Here is an 18,654-nt window from a genome sequence, read left to right as displayed (position 1 = left end):
GACCCCACCACGGGGCCCGGCCCTTCGGCACGTCCAGGTCAGGTGTCGCTGTGGGCGCGCGCCGGCTCGGTGTCGGGCGCCGAGGGCTCGGTGTCGGGCGCCGGCTCGGTGTCGGGCGCCGAGGGCTCGGTGTCAGGCGCCGGGGGCTCGGCGGCCTCCAGCCGATGGGCTCGTCGGCGCAGCCACCAGGTGCTGGCGAGGCCGGCGAGCACGGCGAGGACCAGCCCGGCCCAGGAGATGTCCTTGAGCCAGTGCTCGGCCGCCCGGCCCACGGTGAACAGCAGGTAGGTGGTGCCGAACGCCCAGACCAGCCCTCCGGCCGCGTTGGCCAGCAGGAACCGCCGGTACGGCACGTGCAGCGCCCCGGCGAGCGGCCCGGCCAGGATCCGCAGGAGTGCCACGAAGCGACCGAAGAACACGGCCCAGACTCCGTACCGGGCGAAGCTCTGCTCCGCGCGGGCAAGTTGGGCGGGGCCAAGGTGACGGGGGAAACGGCGACCCAGTCGGGCGAGCAGTGGACGGCCACCCCGGCGACCCACGGCGTACCCGATGGAGTCACCGACGATCGCGCCGGTGGCCGCGGCGGTGGCCACCCACTCCGGTTCCACCACGCCGGTGGCGGCGAGCAGGGCGGAGCTGACCAGGACGATCTCGCCCGGCAGGGGCACGCCCATGCTTTCCACGCCGATCACCCCGCCGACGAGCAGGTAGACCGCGATCGGCGGCAGCGACTCGAGCCAGTGCTGGACATCGAACACGGTGACCCCTTCCGGCCGGCCTCGAACCCTACCTGTGGCGGTCCGATCGCACAGTGCACCGCGGCGGCGGCCCGGTTCAGGTGGCACGACCCACGTCCCGCAGGGCGTCCTAGGAGGCTAGGGGTGGTGGTGGACCGTGGAAGGCGCCAGCCGGGTTGCAGAACTAGCAAGACGGACGTACGGTTTTGTTGAGAGCGGAATCGGCGGTAAGTGTCACCTAACCTCGGCGCCCCCCCGACCGGTGCGACAGACTGCTCAGGACTACTCACGGTCGCTGGTGTGAAGGAGTACGACGTGGCGAGCCTCGACACCTTCGGTGCGAAGACCCAGCTACGCGTCGGAGACGCGAGCTACGAGATTTTCAAGATCGACAAGGTGGACGGCCACGCCCGGCTGCCGTACAGCTTGAAGGTCCTGCTGGAAAACCTGCTGCGGACCGAGGACGGCGCGAACATCACCGCCGACCACATCCGTCAGCTCGGCGCGTGGGACTCCACCGCCGCCCCGAGCGTGGAGATCCAGTTCACCCCGGCGCGGGTGCTCATGCAGGACTTCACCGGCGTGCCCTGCGTGGTCGACCTGGCCACCATGCGCGAGGCGGTGCGAGACCTGGGCGGCGACGCCAGCAAGGTCAACCCCCTCGCCCCGGCCGAGCTGGTCATCGACCACTCGGTGATCGCCGACCTGTTCGGCCGCGAGGACGCGTTCGCCCGCAACGTCGAGCTGGAGTACGAGCGCAACAAGGAGCGTTACCAGTTCCTGCGCTGGGGCCAGACCGCGTTCAACGAGTTCAAGGTCGTCCCGCCGGGCACCGGCATCGTGCACCAGGTCAACATCGAGTACCTGGCCCGCACCATCATGGAGCGCAACGGCCAGGCCTACCCGGACACCGTGGTCGGCACCGACTCGCACACCACGATGGTCAACGGCCTGGGTGTGCTGGGCTGGGGCGTCGGCGGCATCGAGGCCGAGGCCGCGATGCTCGGCCAGCCGGTCAGCATGCTGATCCCCCGGGTGGTGGGCTTCAAGCTGTCCGGCGAGATGCCGGCCGGCACCACCGCCACCGACCTGGTGCTGACCATCACCGAGATGCTGCGCAAGCACGGTGTGGTCGGCAAGTTCGTGGAGTTCTACGGCCCCGGCGTGGGCGCCGTGCCGCTGGCCAACCGGGCCACCATCGGCAACATGTCCCCGGAGTACGGCTCCACCGTGGCGATCTTCCCGATCGACGCGGAGACGATCCGCTACCTGGAGCTGACCGGCCGCGACGCCGCTCAGGTCGCGCTCGTCGAGGCGTACGCCAAGGAGCAGGGCCTCTGGCACGACCCGGACGCCGAGCCGGACTACTCCGAGCGCCTGGAGCTGGACCTGGGCTCCATCGAGCCGTCGCTCGCCGGCCCGAAGCGCCCGCAGGACCGGGTGCCGCTGGGCGCCGCGAAGACGCTGTTCCGCTCCGCGCTGACCGACTACGTCGCGGACGACTCCGTCGGTGAGCGTGACCTCAAGCCGGGCGTACCCCGCGAGGAGCTTCCGCGCGGCGCGAATGGTCCGGCCGACGAGGCCAGCGCCGAGTCGTTCCCGGCCAGCGACCCGCCGGCCAACGAGTTCAGCGACCCGGCCGACGAGCCGCGCGACCTGGAGACCGCCGCGGTCGGTGCCGGCGGTCGCGCCAGCAACCCGGTGCGGGTCACCGGTGCCGACGGTGTCGAGTACGAGCTGGACCACGGCGCCGTGGTGATCGCCGCGATCACCTCGTGCACCAACACGTCCAACCCGCAGGTGATGATCGGTGCCGCGCTGCTGGCCCGTAACGCCGTCGACAAGGGCCTGACCAGCAAGCCGTGGGTGAAGACCACCCTGGCGCCCGGCTCGAAGGTCGTCATGGACTACTACGAGCGGGCCGGCCTCACGCCGTACCTGAACAAGCTCGGCTTCAACCTGGTCGGCTACGGCTGCACCACGTGCATCGGCAACTCGGGCCCGCTGCCCGAGGAGGTGTCCGCCGCGGTCAACGAACACGACCTGTCGGTGGTCTCGGTGCTCTCCGGCAACCGGAACTTCGAGGGCCGGATCAACCCGGACGTCAAGATGAACTACCTGGCGTCCCCGCCGCTGGTGGTCGCCTACGCCCTCGCCGGCACGATGGACATCGACCTGGCCAACGAGCCGATCGGTGAGGACACCGAGGGCAACCCGGTCTACCTGCGTGAGATCTGGCCGAACAGCGCCGAGATCCAGGACGTCATCGCCCAGGCGATCGGCGCCACCGGGTTCAGCGCCGCGTACGCCGACGTCTTCGCCGGCGACGAGCGGTGGCAGTCGCTGCCCACGCCGACCGGTGACACCTTCGCCTGGGAGAACGACTCCACCTACGTGCGCAAGCCCCCGTACTTCGAGGGCATGCAGCAGGAGCCGAGCCCGGTCGTCGACATCGCCGGTGCCCGGGTGCTGGCCAAGCTGGGTGACTCGGTGACCACCGACCACATCTCGCCAGCCGGCTCGATCAAGGTCGACTCCCCTGCCGGCACGTACCTCGCCGAGCACGGCGTACCGCGCCACGAGTTCAACTCGTACGGCTCCCGCCGGGGCAACCACGAGGTGATGATCCGGGGCACCTTCGCCAACATCCGGCTGCGCAACCAGCTGGTGCCCGGGGTGGAGGGCGGCTTCACCGTCAACCACCTCACCGGCGAGCAGACCTCGATCTACGACGCCTCCGTGGCCTACCAGGAGGCCGGCATCCCGCTGGTCGTGCTGGCCGGCAAGGAGTACGGCTCGGGCTCGTCGCGGGACTGGGCGGCCAAGGGCACGATGCTGCTGGGCGTCCGGGCGGTCATCGCCGAGTCGTACGAGCGGATCCACCGCTCCAACCTCATCGGCATGGGCGTGCTGCCGCTGCAGTTCCCGGTGGACGTCACCGCCGAGTCGCTCGGCCTCACCGGCACCGAGACGTTCACCATCACCGGGGTGACCGCGCTCAACGACGGCGAGACCCCGAGCACCGTGCAGGTCAGCACCGACACCGGCGTGGAGTTCGACGCCGTGGTGCGGATCGACACCCCCGGTGAGGCGGACTACTACCGGCACGGCGGCATCCTGCAGTACGTGCTGCGCCGCATGATCGCCAACTGATCGCGTACGGCTGGTCGAGGGCCGCTCCCGCTCCGGCGGGGGCGGCCTTCGCCGTTCAAGTCGAGGAAGGCTCGCGGTCAGAGCGGGAGCGCGAGGGCAGCCAGCCGTTGGTCTATCGCCGCATCCACTTCCCGGACATCGTAGCCACGTAGCCGCCGTCGCAGGCTGGCCGCCCGCAGCGCGTCTCGCGCGGCAGCCCGTGACACAGCGCTGTCAGTAGCCAGAGCCCCATCGACCTCGGCAAAGAGGTTCTCGACCTGACGCATGTCATAACCGCGCAGAGCAACGACGAACGGCAATTCCATGTGGCGACCATATCGGTCGCCGGCTGCGCCCAACAGGGATGCGCGACAGGGACTCTCATCCGCTCGCGGATGAGGTCGTCGGCCCGGTCGATCACGGCCCGGCGCCCGACGGGGTGGGCCCTCAGCGCAGCCGTAGCGCGACCGCACGGGCCTCCTCGTCGGTGAGGGGCAGGAACCAGAGGAAACGGCGGACGATGGCGACCGGATCGGGGCCGCCCGGCTGGCCGCGCAGGTCGCGGATCGCCCGGCGGGAGAGGGGCCACACGGCGGACAGTCTTGCTGCTGAGATTGGTGTCGATCCGAAGACGGCCGCGAAGTGGGCGAGCACGGGACGAATTCCACAGACGCGTCATCGCGCCCGGGTCGCCGAGGTGCTCGGTCGGAATGTCGAAGAGCTGTGGCCGGACGTGTTGAAGCGCCGGACGCCGGCCTGGTTCCGGCCCTGGGCCGAGATCGAGCGTGAAGCGGTGTCGCTACGGTCGTTTCAGCTCGCGTGGATACCTGGCCTTCTTCAGACGAAGGCGTACGCGCTGGCGACGCTTGTCGGCGAGGCGTTGACGCCCGCCGAGGCCGACGATCTCGCCGAGGCTCGGCTGAGCCGGCAGGCCATCCTGCGACGGGAGCGCCCGCCCCTGCTCGTCGCAGTCCTCGACGAGCGAATCCTCCGGCGCACCCTCAATGGCGACCGAGCCATGATGCGGGAACAGTGCGAGCGGCTGACCGAGCAGGCCGCCCTGCCGAACGTGTCGCTGTTCGTCGTGCCCGCCGACGTCGGCATGTACCCGGGCCTCGGTGGACCGTTCACCGTCGCGGACATGCCGGACGGGGCGCGGGTCGCGCACGTCGACAGCCAGGCACAAGCGCAACTCATCGACCGAGCGGCCGACGTTGCTACGCTGGATCGACGGTGGGAGCGCATTCGCGACGGCGCCCTGTCGCGTGCCCAGTCCCTCAATTTCATCAGAGAAGCGGCGGCATCATGGACCTGACCGGCGCTCGGTGGCGCAAGAGCACCAAGAGTGGCAACAATGGCGGTGACTGTGTCGAGGTGGCCGACAACCTCGCGGGCGTCATCGGCGTACGTGATTCCAAGGACCCGGCCGGTCCGACGCTCGCCTTCGACCCGACGGCCTGGGCCCGATTCCTGATGATGGCCAAGCGGGGCTGACCCCACTGCCCTACCCGGCGAGTTCGTTGGCCCGGTCGAGCAGCGCACGGCGTTCGGCGGTCGAGCCGACCATCGCCGCGGCCTCCCTGAACAGCGCGGCGGCCCGCAGCCGGTCACCCTGCCGGGCGACCAGGTCGGCTCGCACCGCCACGGCGAGCGGGTTGCCGTCCAGCCCTCCCCCGGCCTGCACCGCGTCGAGCAGGCCCAACCCGGCGTACGGCCCGTACGCGTAGCCGTGGGCGACCGCGCGGTTGAGCGCGATCACCGGTGAGGGCCGGATGCCGATCAGCGCGTCGTAGGCCCGTGCGATCGCCGGCCAGTCGGTGGCGTCGGCGGACGGTGCGGTGGCGTGGCAGGCGGCGATCCGGGCCTGCCAGGCGTACGGCCCGTCGTGGCGTACCCGAGAAAGGGCGTCCAGTCCCTCGGCGATGGCCGCACGGTCCCACCGCGCGCGGTCCTGCCGTTCCAGGGTGAGCAGGTTGCCTGCGGCGTCCCGACGGGCTTCGCGGCGGGAGTGCTGGAACAGGAACAGCGCCAGCAGCGCGGCCACCTCGGACTGCTTCGGCATCAACCGGTCGAGCAGCCGGGCCAGCCGAACCGCCTCGTCGGCGAAGGCCGGCTCGCCGTCGACGACGTAGCCCCGGGTGAACAGCAGGTACAACACGGCGAGGACGCCGGGCAGCCGCTCGGTCAGCGCCGGCCCGCTGGGCACCCGGTATGGAATGCCGGCCTGCGCTATGCGGGTCCTGGCCCGGGTGAGCCGTCGGGCCATTGTCGACTCGTTGACCAGCAGGAGTCGAGCGATGTCGCCGGTCGGCACACCGCAGACGGTTCGCAGCGTCAGCGCCACCCGGGCGTCGATCGCCAGCGCCGGGTGGCAGCAGGTGAAGATCAGGCGCAGTCGGTCGTCCACCACGTCCTCCGGCACCTCCGGGTCGGGCTGCCCCTCGGGCGGCGTGAGCAGCGCCAGGTCGTGCAGCTTGCGACGTTCCACAGTGGCCCGTCGCAGCACGTCGAGCGCCCGGTTGCGAGCCACCGTCATGAGCCAGCCGCCCGGGTTGGCCGGCACACCGTCGGCGGGCCAGCGCTCCAGTGCGACGGCCAGCGCCTCCTGGGCGCAGTCCTCGGCCAGCGCCCAGTCCCCGGTCACCCGGATCAGGGTCGCGACGATCCGGGGGTACGCCTCGACGCTGGCGTCGCCGACGGCCTGCGCCGCCGCAGCCGCTACCGCGCCGGCCGGTGCGGGCGCTCCCGCGCCGGCCGGTGCGGGCGGGCGTACCGGCCGGCGCTGCGGTGTGGACAACTCGTCAGGCGGACAGGTCCGCGAACGGGCGCAGTTCCAGCCGCCCTTCGTGGGCCATCGGGTGCGTCCGCGCCACCTCGATCGCCTCGTCCAGGTCCGCGCAGTCGAGCAGGTCGAAGCCCACGATCACCTCCATGGTCTCCGCGAACGGCCCCTCGGAGACGAGCAGTTCACCGCCGCGTACCCGGACCGTGGTGGCCGCGGTGGTCGGAGCCAGCACGTTGCCGGTGAGGCGGCGACCACGGGCGTCGTTCTCCGCCACCCACTTGTGGATGTCGGGGAGTTCCGTCGGGTCGTTGTCCGGCTCGGTGTCGCTGCAAACGAACATCATGTACTTCATCTGGTCGCTCCCTGGTTTCTCGGGGTGTCGCCAGCATGACGTTCGGGCGGGAGCGTTCCGGACACCCTTCCGCAAAAAATCTCGGTCAGTTTCCTCCGGCGGCGCGGCGGCGGGCCTCGCGGGTCTTCATGGCGTGCTCCATCAGCGTGACGAGCACCTCCTTGCTGGACTCCCGCTGCCGGGCGTCGCAGAGCAGCACCGGCACACCCGGATCCAGGTTCAGCGCGGTCTGCACTTCGTCGAGCCGGTACGACCGGGCGCCCTCGAAGCAGTTCACCGCGACCACGAACGGCGTGCCCCGGCCCTCGAAGTAGTCGATCGACGGGAAGCAGTCGGCGAGCCTACGAGTGTCGGCCAGCACCACCGCGCCGATCGCCCCCAGTGCCAACTCGTCCCAGACGAACCAGAACCGGTCCTGGCCGGGTGTGCCGAACAGGTACAGCACCAGGTCGTCGCTGATGGTGATGCGGCCGAAGTCCATGGCCACCGTGGTGGTGGTCTTGCCTTCCACCCCGGACAGGTCGTCGATGCCGACCCCCGACTCCGTCAGCACCTCCTCGGTGCGCAACGGTCGGGTCTCGCTGACCGCGCCGACCATCGTGGTCTTACCCACGCCGAATCCACCTGCCACCAGGATCTTGATCGCGGTGGGCAGTGGGGGGGCTCCCGCCGGCCGGTCAGAGTGCCCGTAGTCCATTGATTACCGCCTCGAAGATGCTGTTGTCGGGAAGACCGGCCGTGGTCTGCGGCTCGCGGACCTGGACCAGGCTGCGGGCCGCCAGATCACCGAGGAGCACCCGAATGGTGCCCACCGGCAGGTCGAGATGGGCGGCTATCTCGGCGACGGACTGTATGCGCTGGCACAGCCCGATGATCGCCAGATGTTCCGGGCCGATACCGACCTCCGGCGTGACCTCGGCTCGGGTCGCGGTGACCAGGGAGATCAGGTCGAACGTGCCGGTGACGGGGCGGGCCCGACCGCGCGTCATGGCGTACGGGCGCACGACCGGACCCGCATGGTCGTCCACCCACTGATGGTCCGCTGCCTCACCCTGCACCGTCATGCCGCTACCTCTCGCTGGCCGGCTGCTCAGGTCCCCGGGACGGGGATGCGACGTACTTGCCGACGCGGGTGACGAGCATCGCCATCTCGTAGGCGATGAGGCCGACGTCGGCCTCATCGCTGGCCAGCACCGCCAGACAGGCGTTGCGGCCGGCCGCGGTGACGAACAGGAACGACGACTGCATCTCGATGATGGTCTGCTGCACCTGCCCGCCACCGAAGCGCTTACCGGCGCCCCGGGCCAGGCTCTGGATCCCCGCCGCCATCGCTGCGAGGTGCTCGCCGTCGTCCCGGCTCAACCCTCGGGAGGCGGCCATCAACAGGCCGTCGCTGGAGAGGGCGACCGCGTGCTCCGCCTGTTTCACCCGGCCCACCAGGTCATCCAGCAACCACGTCAGGTCGGCACTCGAAGCCGTCTTCTGGGCCACTTCGTCGTCCTCTTCTCGCCCGGCGTTGTCGCCGTACTCGTCTGGGGTTGACCGTCACGCTGCGCGGAGACCGCATCACCGGCAGCCGGTCAGGTCACGTCCGGATCCTCGGCCGGCTCCGGCGTCGCTGCCGGTTGGGCGTCGGAGGCGCCTCCCAGCAGCCGCGCCGCGTCGGTCCGACCACGCCGCGTGCCGGTCTGGTAGGAACTCATCATCTTGCGCACCTGCTCCGGCTGGCGTACCACGTCGTCGTGGTCGCTCTCCGTCGCGGGCTCGTCGCGCAACTCCGGCGCAATGCTCGCCTGCCGGACCCGGACCGGCAGGCCCGCGTTCGTCCGGTCCGCCTCGGCACGCTCCGGTCCGGGCCTGTCGTCACCGTTAACGTCCGACTCCATGGGGTCCGTGCCGGCCGTCGGCCGGGCGCCGTTGACCGCGGGCAGGCCGGTGGGCAACGTCGGGCCCTCCAGGGCCGGCTGCCCCTGGGTACGCCGGACCCGCGTGGGCAGCTCCGGCGTCCCGGTGGCCGGCGTCCCGGTGGCCAGCGTCGTCCGCCGCCGGGTGGGCAACGCCTCCGCCTCGGCACCGTCGGCCTCATCCGTCCCGGTGGCGATCCGCGCCTCGGTCGTGACCTGCGGTGTGTCCGAGTCGGGCGTTCCCGGTGCCGTCGGCCGCGCGGCCAGCGCCAGGGTGGCCGGGCGGACACTGTCGGAGGGGGCGGTCGGCCGCGCGGGCAGCGGGATCGCCGGCGAACCGGTCCGGATCCCGCCGGAGGTCTCCGCGTCCGCGGCCTCCGGGATCAGCTCCGCCGGGATCAGCACGACGGCCGTGGTGCCGCCGTACGCCGACTCCTTGAGCCGGACCCGCACGCCGTGCCGCTCGGTCAGCCGGCTCACCACGTAGAGCCCGAGCCGCGCGGCGTTGGCGAGGTTCAGCTCCGACTGGTCGACGATGCGGTCGTTCGCGGCGGCCAGGTCGTCCTCGCTCATGCCGAGGCCCCGGTCCTCGATCTCGATGGCGAAACCGTTGGCCACCAGCTGACCGCGAACCTCCACGGTGGTGTGCGGCGGGGAGAACGAGAGACCGTTCTCGATCAACTCGGCGAGCAGGTGGATGACGTCACCGACCGCACGGCCGGCCAGCGAGACCGGGCCGAGCGGCAGCACGTTGACCCGGGTGTAGTCCTCGACCTCGGCCACCGCGCCGCGCACCACGTCGACCATCGGCACGTTGCGCCGCCAGGCCCGGCCCGGAGTCGAGCCGGAGAGGACGATCAGGTTCTCCGCGTTACGCCGCATCCGGGTGGCCAGGTGGTCGACCCGGAACAGATCCTCCAGCTCCTCCGCGTCGTGCTCGCGCCGCTCCATCGCGTCCAGGAGGGTGAGCTGGCGGTGCACCAACGCCTGGGTACGCCGGGCCAGGCTGAGGAAGACCTCGCGGACGTTGCGCCGCAGCTCGGCCTGCTCGACGGCGGTACGCAGGGCGGTCTCCTGCACCGCGTTGAACGCCTTGCCGACCTGGCCGACCTCGTTGTTGCCGAAATCGAGGGGAGGCGCCTCGGTGGCCACGTCGACCTCCTCGCCGCGACCCAGACGCTCCACCACCCGGGGCAGCCGCTCGTCGGCGAGCTGCCAGGCGGCCTGGCGCAACCGTTCCAGCTGACGCAGCAGGGCCCGGGCCGTGGTGATCGAGACGACGATGGAGGCGATGACGGCAAGCAGACCGAGGCCGGCGGCGAGCACCAGCCGGATGACAACCCAGATCGCGACCGGGGTGGCCCGCTGGACCAGCGCGTCCCCACCGACCAGCACGACGGCCTCCTGCTCCTCCAGAGCGGGAGCGAGGGCAGCCTGCCAGTCGTCGGCGGCGACCGGCAGAGGGGCGTTGGGTCGAGCGCTGGCGACCAGGCGGTCCTCAAGCGCTTGAAGCTTGGTGAAGGCCGGTCCCTCGGTCATCTGGAGGTACCGCTGGCGGTCGGCCTCGGGCAGTTCGGCCAGGGCCTCGGAGACGAGGAACCGCTGCGCGCCCACCAGGTGCGCGAACTGGGCTGCCTCCTTGTCGCTGATTCGACCCGCCGCCGCGACGCCGGCGAAGAGGGCGTCCTCCTGCGACATCAGCTCACGCACGCGGAACAGCTGAGTGAGGGTGACGGTGTCCTTGGCGATCTGCTCGTCGTCGAGCTGACCCATGGCCCCGTAGACCCGGAAGAGCCCATCGAGGACCTCGGTGTACGCCGCCGCCGCGCCAGCCCGGTCCACCGTGCCGGCGACAACGGCCTCCCGCATCTGGCCGAGCCCATCCAGCCGGGTGATCACCGCGTCGATCCGCGTGATCAGCTCGTCGCTCGACGCGAATCGGGCGCGCCAGTTGCGGGACGCCTCGGCGAAGGCGGCGGACTCCTTCTCGCTGCGCTCGTGCTGGGCCTGCAGCTGCTGCACCATGCCCGGGTCGCGGCGTCCAAGGTAGGCCACCGACAACCGGCGCTCCCGCTGGAGCTCGGTGAACAGCGATTCACTGGGTTGGGCGACCTGCGCGTCAAGCGTCTGCACACCGAGCACGTTGAACCCGTCGCGCAGGGTCACCCACGCCGCGAACGCCCAGAGCGCGGCGAGTGAGACCAGCAGGGCCACAATCTTGGTGCGCAAACTTGCACTGCGGGAAGCCATCCCACCCGTCCCTCGACCGTTTCGATTGGCTGAATGAGCCCAGCCCCCGGCCCGGCGCACGCTAGCAGTGTCCGGAATTTCACTCAAGCGATGCAGTCCAGCGGCTTGCTGGCATATGGGCGGAACCGTTCACCCGTACCGCAGCCGCCGCCCGGGCAGCCACCACCGCCGCTCGTACGATCAGTACCGGATGGTAGAGGTCCTTGTCATGCCACAGTGGACTCTCAATGGCCTCATCTTGCATTGTGGACAGACGGTGAGCAGCGGCGACCGTTGCGTCACGAGTCGTGGATGACGGCGGCACTGCCAGCAACACCAGCAGGCCGTAGGCGGTCTCCTCCGCCGTGCCCTGCCATCGTCCCCACGAACCGTCGGCCCGCTGATTCTCGAGCACCCACGAGACGGCCCGCCGCAGCGCCGCGTCGGCCGACGGACCGCCGTACTCCCGCAGTGCGAGCACCACGCAGTAGGTGGCGTAGTAGGGCGAGGCGTGCCAACGGTCCGTCCATCGACCGTCGGTGTGTTGGTGGTCGATCAGCCAGCCGGTGAGCCGGCGCAGCACCGGTGCCGCGGCCGGGTCGTCGCCGCCGAGGCATCGCCCGAACGCCTCCAACACGTGCGCGTTCGTGGTCACCGACGCGCCGTCCTCGCCCTGCCAGGTGCCGAAGTGCTCCCCGGTGTCGAACCGCCGCAGGCACGTCGGATCGGTCGGGTGACCCAGGAGGGCCAGCGTGTAGAGCGTCACCGCCGTCGTGTCGGCGTCGGTGGGCAGCCCCGGCCCGGTGGCCGCACCGTCCGGCCCAAGGGCGTCGCGCAGCCCGGTAACCAGTTGCGCCGGCGCCGTCGGGAGCACACCCGCCCGTGCCAGGGTGCTCAGCACCCACGACCGTTCGAACACGGTGATCGGTGTGGCACACGGAACCGCTCCGCCGTGCTCGCCGAGCGCCCGGGTCAGGTAGTCCAGCGCGCCGGATTGAGTACCGTCGGGGTCACCGAGCCACGCGGCGGTGGCGGCCGGCGAGGCTCCGACCGGGCCGGCGGCGGTGGCGGTGACACCTGCCGCTTGCCGGGCGGCCGGCCCGAGGATCTCCAGCGCGTGCAGCAGCTTCGGCGGAATCGGCCGACCGGATCCGACCAGCAGGCGTACCCGGTCGAGTCGCTGCCGATCCATGCCCGCGGGCATCGGCGGCGGGCCGACGCCTCGCCAGTGGGCCAACCACGTCGGCGGGTCGGCGAGGTGGTCGGCGATCCGGTCGACCATTGCCGGGACGATCAGGTCGGCGGCCGGCAGGTCCGGCACGGGACAGGTCGAGGGGCCGGCCAGCCGGTCGAACAGCAGGCGTAGCGCCCTGTCGATCGCGTCGTGCACCGCCGCCGGGGACCAGCCCACCGGCTCGTCGTTCAGCGAGGCCGCGAGCAGCCCCTCCACGGCGCTCAGGGTGGGTACCAGGGCGTACCCTTCCGGCCCGCCCCAACCTCCGTCCGGGCGCTGCCCGGCGAGCAGGTACTGGATCCGGTCGGCGTGTCGGGGCAGCCAGGGTGCCAGGGAGACCAGACGGGCAGTCTCGTACGGCGACGCGGATGTGCGACCGGACGGGTGCCGGCTCAGCTCGGCCATCAGCTCGTCGACGGCGCGCGTCGACCCGGAATCCTTCGCCCCGCCGGGGTCCCGGGTCAGTGCCTCGGTGCTCACGACACACCCCAGAAGTCGGTGCTCCGGTAGAAGCCTGTGGTGTAGCCGAGCTGTCGGGTCAGGTATGCCGCCTCCCTCGGGGAGTCGGCCCGCAACTCGCCGAGCAGGTCGGTCGCCTCCGTGACCAGGCGCGCCAATTCCTGCTCCACCACTGCCCGGTCCTCCACCAGCATGATCGCGTTCAGGTCGTCCCAGCGGAGGTCCCGCTCGTAGGTGCTCAGGTCGTTGACCAGTCGAAGAGCGCGTTGCACCGCGTCACTGGCGAGGACCAGCCGGTTGAGCCCCGCCTCCGTGTCGGCCCCGCCGGTGCGAATCCAGTGCACGACGTTCACGACGGTGCAGGCCAGGTTGTCCGCGTTGTTCAGGTACTCGGTGAGGGTGGGCCGCGGCTGGAGGTTGTCCCGCATCGCCGTCTTCCACTGCCACTCCTGCCGCATCGCGTGCAGGGTCCGCCGGGCCGCCGCCCGCCACACCCCGCCCAGTTCGGCGAAGGCCGGCTCGGCGGCCAGGTCGGCGAGAAGATCGGCGAGGAGGTGACCCAGCGGGTCGTCCGTCGTCGCGGCCGCGCCGTCCGCGACGAGAAGCTGCTGGCGCACCAGTCGGTCAAGCGCATCGGCAGAGGTGGCCAGCCGGTCCACCTGCCAGTCCAGCGCGAACCCCCAGAGCACCGCCCGGTTGGTCAGACGCAGCTCGGCTGCCTCGCACCAGGGCGCGCTGAACGCGATGGCCAACGCGATGCTGCTGGTCAGAGCGCCATCGAAGGGCCCCTCGGCGAAGAGGTCCGGATGGGCGGCCAGGCACCGTTGCAGGTCACGTTGGCCCTGAGCGGCCAGGGCACAGACGCGCCCGTGCTCGGCGGCCTGCTGAAGTGCGTCCTCGACCACTTGTCGTTGTGCCACCCGCTAGGCCAGGGCCGGTTGCCGATGGGGGGTGAGCAGCAGCGGCACCCGTTCCCCTGGTCGGAGCGTCGCGGCGAGCCGCGGCGATGGCAGTCCGGGCGTGCAGAGCCGGAACCGGAAGCGGCTGAGCAGCGTCGCCATGATCAGTGGCGCCTCGACCTGGAAGAAGTACTGGCCGATGCACTGGTGGGCGCCGCCCCCGAACGGATAGTAGGCGTACCGGTGGGCGCGCCGGGGGGCGTCGGGGGCGAAGCGCTCCGGATCGAAGACCGTCGGCCGATCCCAGAAGCGTGCCAGCCGATGGGTCACGTACGGACTCAGGATGATCGTGTCACCGGCCCTGACCCGGGTGCCGCCGATGAGGTCGTCGGCGATCGCGGTCCGCGGCACCAACCAGCCGGATGGGTAGGCGCGAACGAGTTCGTCCAGCACCATCCGGGTGTAGCGCAGCTCGCCAAGCTGTTCGCGGCTGATCACGTCCCCGGGGCCGACCACACGATCAATCTCCGCGTAGAGCCGCGCGGCGACGTCGGGCAGTTGCTCCAGCAGCGGGAAGATCCAGGTGAGCGCCGTGTAGGTGGTCTCGGTGGCGGTCACGAAGATCGACACCAGGTCGTCGCGTACCCGCTGGTCGTCGACCTTGTGGCCGTGCGCGTCACGGCCCCGGGCCAGCGACGCGACGAAGTCGTCGCCTCCGTCGTCGCGGGATCGCTCGGCACGGACCAACGGCAGGATAATGCTGTCGATGTTCCGGACCGCCCGACGCAGTGCGCGGTCGCCGGGCATCGGCACGGCGTCCGGCAGGAACGGGATGAGCAGCCGGAAGCGCAGTGCGGTCGCCACGGTGTTCTGTTCCGCGACGATCCGCACACCGTCGGCGACGGGGATCTTGTCGCCGAAGAAGACCCGGATGACGGCCTGGCAGATGATCCTCGAGATCTCGCTGGCCGCGTCGACCGGTTCGCCGTTTCGCGCCGGGACGTTCAACTCGTCGACCGCATCGCTGATCGCCCGGCTCAGACCGTCCACCACCGAGTCGATCCGCTTCGCGGTGAAGTGCGGCTGGAGCCGTCGGCGACTCGCCTCCCAGTCCGGGCCTTCGGCGAGGATGCCGTCACCGGCGATCTTCTTGACCGACTTCCACAACATGCCGTCGCCGGCCCGCGTGTAGTTGGCGGCGTTGTCGCGCAGCACGTGCTGGACGTGTGCGGGCTCGACGACCAGGTACGGCCGGATAGTGCCCAGGTTGAGTTTGACGACCTGCCCGGGCGACTCGTCGGCAAGCCCGACCAACGTGCCCAGTGGGTCCCGGAGCAGCTTGGGAAAGGTGCGTCGCAGGGTGGCGACGTGCGGCTGGCGGTACGCGGGGGCGGTCGCCTCAGCCATCTTTCACCTGCACGGATCCGTCCTTTCCGGCGGCACAGCGGGTTGCGCTCCGTGCTGCCTTGTTGATGGCGCGTGACCATCCGGGCGAGCATCCCATTCATGAAACTGCTTTGCCATGGGACAGATCTAGAGAATTTCTCGCGTTGAGGGGACGACAGCCGTGCCGGATGCGGGCCGCGTGGCCGACTCAAAAGATTGCGCAGGTGAAGCCCCACGTCGGGCGGCATGCGGGCCGACCTGGGGATGGGCGTGAAAAAGGCCACATTGACATGTTGCTGCCAGTATGGGCGGAGTCACCGATCGTGGTCTGACCCCACTGTCGGCACACGAAGCCAGGCGCGTCGTGGGGCGCTGTGCCAGGCTCAGGAGCATGGACGACAAGACCATCCTGAACCGGATCTCCGAACTGGTCGACGAGGAACACAAGCTGCGCGCGGACGCCCAGGCCCACGAGGCGGGCACCGAGGGCGAGGCCAGCGAGCGACTGCGCGCCCTGGAGGAATCCCTCGACCAGTGCTGGGACCTGCTGCGCCGTCGGCGGGCCGCCCGGGAGACCCACGGCGACCCGGACGCACAGGGCGAACGCCCCAAGCCCGAGGTGGAGCGCTACCTGCAATGACCGACGCGGCGGGTCGGGCGGTCCGACCGCCCGACCCGCTCTGATCAGCGGATGCCCGCCTCACGCAGCAACTCCCCGGTCAACGTGCCCGGGTCGACCTGCTCGGCGGGCAGACCCCGGGCCGCGAACCAGGTGCCGACCACCCGCACATCGCGGGCCAGGAACTCCGGCCCCTGCGGGTTCGCCACCACGTCGACCACCTGCGGCAGGTCGATAACGACCAGCCGCCCCTGGTGCACGAGCAGGTTGTACGGCGACAGGTCGCCGTGCGCGTAACCGGCCCGGGCCAGCACCCGCAGCGCCTCCACCATCTGGGCCCACAGGTCGCGCAGCTCGGTCGGGCCGGGTCGCAGCTGGGCCAGCCGGGGCGCCGCCTCCCCCGACTCGGCGTCGCCGACGAACTCCAACATCAGCTCGGTGCCCCGCAGCTGCACCGGGTACGGCACGGCGATCCGGTCGTGCCCGGCACCGATCTCCCAGAGCCGGGCCAGGGCGTCGAACTCGGCCGCGGCCCACTGCCCGGCGATCATCTGTCGGCCGAACGCCGTCCGGCCGGCCATCGCCCGGTTCTCCCGGGACCGGCGCACACGGCGGCCCTCCAGATAGCCGGCGTCCCGGTGGAACAGCCGGTGCTCGGGGTCACGGTAGCGTTTGACCGCCAGCAGGCACGACCGGTCGGTGTCGGGCACCGCTCGGCGCACCAGGTGGACGTCCGCCTCCTTGCCGGTCTTGAGCACACCCAGCTCGGTGTCCCGGGCGGCCAGCTCGGTGACCAGCCATTCCGGGTGCGGCTCGGGCCCGTGCACGGCGTCGTCCCAGGACGACCAACGCTCGCCGGTGTCCGGGTCAGGCTCGGTGTCGGGGTCCGCGGGCGGCTCGGTGGGCCGCCCGCGCTTCAGAAACTGTGATTCGTCGTCGTCAAAGCGGCTCTTGCCGCGGCTCCGGCGCTCAAGCGCCGGAAAGTCGTGATCGCGCACTGTGGTGAGGTTCCCTTGGTCGAGGCTGAGATAGGCAGCTGGAAGCGACCTGCGAAGACGGCCATGACCGACCTCCTCTCCACGACCGGGCCCACGCCCGGGATGCACGATGCGCTGACAATGCTCGCGGCCCCACGGCAGCCGGTCAACCGAATTACCGAGCCGCCGTCGCGCGGTCGGACCAAGATCCACGCAACATCCCTGATGATGCTGCCTCGTGGCGCGCGGAGGCAGCACCATCAGGGAAACTGTGCGGATCTTGACGCGACGCAAGGCGGCGCAGACGGCGTGACGCGGCGCAGACGGCGTGACGCGGCGCGCGGCGCGGGCGTCAGCGGGCCAGGACTGTGGCGACCGCGGCGATCAACCCGTCCACTGTGTGGCTCGGCGCGAACCGGCCGTCGGTCCAGGTGCGCCCCCGGTGCAGCCAGACGCTGGGCAGCCCGACAGCGGCGGCACCGCCGATGTCCGCCTCCGGGCTGTCGCCGACCACCCAGGCGCCCCGCAGCGGCATCCGGACCCGCTGGGCGGCGAGCGCGAAGATCCGCGGATTGGGCTTGCTGACGCCGGCTTCCTCGGAGATCACCCAGTCCGCGACGTACTGGTCCAGGCCGGTCCGGCGAATCTTGGCGTCCTCGACGCGTACCGTGCCGTTGCAGACCACCACCGGCACCCAACCGGCGTCGTCGGCGATCCGCAGCGCGCAGGCGGTCAGCGGGTCGAGCCGGGTCTGCGCCACCACCCCGTCGTGCAGCTCCTCCACCAGGTCGATCGAGGGGATGCGCAGCTCGTAGCGGTCCCGGATGGCGTCGGCGAGATCCCAGCGGTCGGTCAGACCGTCGGCGTCGATCGAGAGCAGCCAGTCGATGTCGGTGTGGGGCGCGCCGATGCCGTCCAGGAAGCGCTCACCCCAGCGGCGGAACGGCCCGGCCCGATCCAGCAGGGTGTTGTCCAGGTCCAGCAGGAGCAGTGGCACTCGGGCACCCTACGGGACCGACGTGTTCGCCAACAGGTCCGGCGGGTATCCACCTGACGACGGGTTCAGCCGGACATCGACACCCGGGTGCCGCCCTGGTTCGGCAGGCGATCGGCGAGCATCGAATGGGCCGCCCGGGTGGCCGCGAGCACGGCGGGATCCAGGGTCGCCACCAGCACCTCCGTGCCGTCGTCGGCGCCCCGGGCCAGCACCCGGCCCTGCGGGTCGTAGATCGCCGCGCCGCCGTTGAACCGCCACGGGTCGACGCCGCCGACCGCGTTGGCGAAGACCACGAACATGGTGTTGTCCAGGGCTCGGGCGGCGTAGTAGAGGTCCCGGCGGTGCTCGGAGCCGGCCAGGTATCCGCTGGGGCACAGGTAGCCGTGCGCGCCGTCGAGGGCGGCGGCCCGGCCGTGTTCCGGGAAACAGCCGTCGTAGCAGATGCCCAGCCCGAGCCGCCAGTCGTCGACGAGCAGCGTGGCACCCCGGTCGCCCGCGCTGAACAGCTCCCGTTCGTCGCCCCAGAGCTGCTGCTTGTCGTACCCGATCCGCACCTCGCCGGTCCGGTCGATGACCAGCGCGGCAATGGTCCGCCGGCCGTCCGGGTGTCGGGCTGCGGCGCCGACCAGCGCGGTGACACCGGCCTCGCGCGCCGCGGCGCGCAGCGGGTCGAGCCGGGAATCCGCGACCGCACCGGCCGGGTCGGCCGCGACGTCCGTGCCGACCGGGTCGGCGGCAAGGCTCGGCGGGTGGTACGCGCAGAGGAACAGCTCCGGCAGGACGGCCACCCGGGCGCCCTGGTCACCTGCTCGGCGGACCAGGTCGGCGGCGGTGACCGCGTTGCCGGCGACGTCACCCGGCGTCGGGGTGGCCTGAACGGTGGCCACGGTCAGCGGGGCGGTGGGCACGGTGTGCGGCGGGGTCACCAGGCGAGGGTAGTCGGC

The 18,654-nt window shown here is 71.1% G+C and carries 19 protein-coding genes; 4 read left to right on the top strand and 15 right to left on the bottom strand.

Annotation, left to right across the window (positions count from 1 at the left end):
- Positions 1-38 precede the first annotated feature (38 nt).
- Positions 39-758 carry a VTT domain-containing protein gene (locus tag KBX34_RS12955; RefSeq protein ID WP_307871385.1) on the bottom strand — a complete coding sequence of 240 codons (720 nt, stop codon included), beginning with the start codon at positions 756-758 and terminating at the stop codon, positions 39-41.
- Between the two features lie 279 nt (positions 759-1,037).
- Here KBX34_RS12955 and KBX34_RS12950 point away from each other — a divergent pair, with 279 nt between their 5' ends.
- Positions 1,038-3,890: an aconitate hydratase gene (locus tag KBX34_RS12950; protein ID WP_210925115.1), complete on the top strand. Its 2,853-nt coding sequence runs from the start codon at positions 1,038-1,040 to the stop codon at positions 3,888-3,890.
- A 77-nt stretch (positions 3,891-3,967) separates the two neighbouring features.
- Here the strand turns inward: KBX34_RS12950 and KBX34_RS12945 are convergent, their stop codons facing one another.
- A complete protein-coding gene (locus KBX34_RS12945) occupies positions 3,968-4,195 on the bottom strand; it encodes a hypothetical protein (RefSeq protein WP_088949207.1) in 228 nt (75 codons plus the stop codon).
- A 121-nt stretch (positions 4,196-4,316) separates the two neighbouring features.
- Positions 4,317-4,460 (bottom strand): hypothetical protein, encoded by a 144-nt coding sequence (locus KBX34_RS12940; RefSeq protein WP_210794390.1) that lies wholly within the window; start codon positions 4,458-4,460, stop codon positions 4,317-4,319.
- On the opposite strand from KBX34_RS12940, the gene KBX34_RS12935 reads away from it, so the two are divergent.
- A complete protein-coding gene (locus tag KBX34_RS12935; RefSeq protein WP_210925156.1) occupies positions 4,435-5,184 on the top strand; it encodes a helix-turn-helix transcriptional regulator in 750 nt (249 codons plus the stop codon). The genes KBX34_RS12940 and KBX34_RS12935 overlap by 26 nt on opposite strands.
- Positions 5,175-5,363, top strand: coding sequence for a DUF397 domain-containing protein (locus KBX34_RS12930; protein WP_210925113.1), 189 nt, complete (start codon positions 5,175-5,177; stop codon positions 5,361-5,363). Before KBX34_RS12935 ends, KBX34_RS12930 begins: the two co-directional genes overlap by 10 nt.
- 10 nt (positions 5,364-5,373) lie before the next feature.
- Here KBX34_RS12930 and KBX34_RS12925 read toward each other — a convergent pair whose 3' ends face one another.
- The 9 genes from KBX34_RS12925 to KBX34_RS12885 all read right to left on the bottom strand — a co-directional run bounded on the left by KBX34_RS12925 (position 5,374) and on the right by KBX34_RS12885 (position 15,138).
- Entirely contained in the window at positions 5,374-6,534 is a 1,161-nt protein-coding gene (locus KBX34_RS12925; RefSeq protein WP_307871388.1) for a DUF6596 domain-containing protein, read from the bottom strand.
- A gap of 136 nt (positions 6,535-6,670) precedes the next feature.
- Complete coding sequence (locus KBX34_RS12920; protein WP_088949210.1) at positions 6,671-7,006, bottom strand: YciI family protein; 336 nt, start codon at positions 7,004-7,006, stop codon at positions 6,671-6,673.
- 85 nt (positions 7,007-7,091) lie between these two features.
- On the bottom strand, positions 7,092-7,703 hold the full coding sequence (locus KBX34_RS12915; protein WP_088949211.1) for an ATP/GTP-binding protein: 612 nt from the start codon (positions 7,701-7,703) through the stop codon (positions 7,092-7,094).
- Positions 7,684-8,070: a DUF742 domain-containing protein gene (locus KBX34_RS12910; protein WP_088949212.1), complete on the bottom strand. Its 387-nt coding sequence runs from the start codon at positions 8,068-8,070 to the stop codon at positions 7,684-7,686. The genes KBX34_RS12915 and KBX34_RS12910 overlap by 20 nt, the downstream gene beginning before the upstream one ends.
- 4 nt (positions 8,071-8,074) lie before the next feature.
- Positions 8,075-8,497 carry a roadblock/LC7 domain-containing protein gene (locus KBX34_RS12905; RefSeq protein ID WP_088949213.1) on the bottom strand — a complete coding sequence of 141 codons (423 nt, stop codon included), beginning with the start codon at positions 8,495-8,497 and terminating at the stop codon, positions 8,075-8,077.
- A gap of 89 nt (positions 8,498-8,586) precedes the next feature.
- Positions 8,587-11,160: a nitrate- and nitrite sensing domain-containing protein gene (locus KBX34_RS12900; RefSeq protein WP_210925109.1), complete on the bottom strand. Its 2,574-nt coding sequence runs from the start codon at positions 11,158-11,160 to the stop codon at positions 8,587-8,589.
- Between the two features lie 79 nt (positions 11,161-11,239).
- On the bottom strand, positions 11,240-12,853 hold the full coding sequence (locus tag KBX34_RS12895; protein WP_210925107.1) for a prenyltransferase/squalene oxidase repeat-containing protein: 1,614 nt from the start codon (positions 12,851-12,853) through the stop codon (positions 11,240-11,242).
- Positions 12,850-13,752 carry a terpene synthase gene (locus tag KBX34_RS12890; RefSeq protein ID WP_307871384.1) on the bottom strand — a complete coding sequence of 301 codons (903 nt, stop codon included), beginning with the start codon at positions 13,750-13,752 and terminating at the stop codon, positions 12,850-12,852. The genes KBX34_RS12895 and KBX34_RS12890 overlap by 4 nt, the downstream gene beginning before the upstream one ends.
- Before the next feature lie 3 nt (positions 13,753-13,755).
- Entirely contained in the window at positions 13,756-15,138 is a 1,383-nt protein-coding gene (locus KBX34_RS12885) for a cytochrome P450 (protein ID WP_210925105.1), read from the bottom strand.
- A 370-nt stretch (positions 15,139-15,508) separates the two neighbouring features.
- On the opposite strand from KBX34_RS12885, the gene KBX34_RS12880 reads away from it, so the two are divergent.
- On the top strand, positions 15,509-15,757 hold the full coding sequence (locus tag KBX34_RS12880; RefSeq protein ID WP_088949218.1) for a DUF2630 family protein: 249 nt from the start codon (positions 15,509-15,511) through the stop codon (positions 15,755-15,757).
- Between the two features lie 44 nt (positions 15,758-15,801).
- Here the strand turns inward: KBX34_RS12880 and KBX34_RS12875 are convergent, their stop codons facing one another.
- The 3 genes from KBX34_RS12875 to KBX34_RS12865 all read right to left on the bottom strand — a co-directional run bounded on the left by KBX34_RS12875 (position 15,802) and on the right by KBX34_RS12865 (position 18,636).
- Positions 15,802-16,734 carry a serine protein kinase RIO gene (locus tag KBX34_RS12875; protein WP_210925103.1) on the bottom strand — a complete coding sequence of 311 codons (933 nt, stop codon included), beginning with the start codon at positions 16,732-16,734 and terminating at the stop codon, positions 15,802-15,804.
- Positions 16,735-17,065: 331 nt separating this feature from the next.
- Positions 17,066-17,710 carry an HAD family hydrolase gene (locus KBX34_RS12870; protein WP_088949220.1) on the bottom strand — a complete coding sequence of 215 codons (645 nt, stop codon included), beginning with the start codon at positions 17,708-17,710 and terminating at the stop codon, positions 17,066-17,068.
- Between the two features lie 65 nt (positions 17,711-17,775).
- Positions 17,776-18,636: a carbon-nitrogen hydrolase family protein gene (locus KBX34_RS12865; RefSeq protein WP_307871383.1), complete on the bottom strand. Its 861-nt coding sequence runs from the start codon at positions 18,634-18,636 to the stop codon at positions 17,776-17,778.
- Between the last annotated feature and the right edge of the window lie 18 nt (positions 18,637-18,654).

The organism is Micromonospora sp. M61, assembly GCF_018070245.1.
Classification (GTDB): domain Bacteria; phylum Actinomycetota; class Actinomycetes; order Mycobacteriales; family Micromonosporaceae; genus Micromonospora; species Micromonospora zamorensis.
This window is presented reverse-complemented; position numbering and strand designations above follow the sequence as displayed.

Coding starts and splice junctions, on each gene's coding strand:
- KBX34_RS12945 (WP_088949207.1), bottom strand. CDS start 4,195: ATGGAATTGCCGTTCGTCGTTGCTCTGCGCGGTTATGACATGCGTCAG.
- KBX34_RS12930 (WP_210925113.1), top strand. CDS start 5,175: ATGGACCTGACCGGCGCTCGGTGGCGCAAGAGCACCAAGAGTGGCAAC.
- KBX34_RS12920 (WP_088949210.1), bottom strand. CDS start 7,006: ATGAAGTACATGATGTTCGTTTGCAGCGACACCGAGCCGGACAACGAC.
- KBX34_RS12915 (WP_088949211.1), bottom strand. CDS start 7,703: ATGGACTACGGGCACTCTGACCGGCCGGCGGGAGCCCCCCCACTGCCC.
- KBX34_RS12910 (WP_088949212.1), bottom strand. CDS start 8,070: ATGACGGTGCAGGGTGAGGCAGCGGACCATCAGTGGGTGGACGACCAT.
- KBX34_RS12900 (WP_210925109.1), bottom strand. CDS start 11,160: ATGGCTTCCCGCAGTGCAAGTTTGCGCACCAAGATTGTGGCCCTGCTG.
- KBX34_RS12885 (WP_210925105.1), bottom strand. CDS start 15,138: ATGGCTGAGGCGACCGCCCCCGCGTACCGCCAGCCGCACGTCGCCACC.
- KBX34_RS12880 (WP_088949218.1), top strand. CDS start 15,509: ATGGACGACAAGACCATCCTGAACCGGATCTCCGAACTGGTCGACGAG.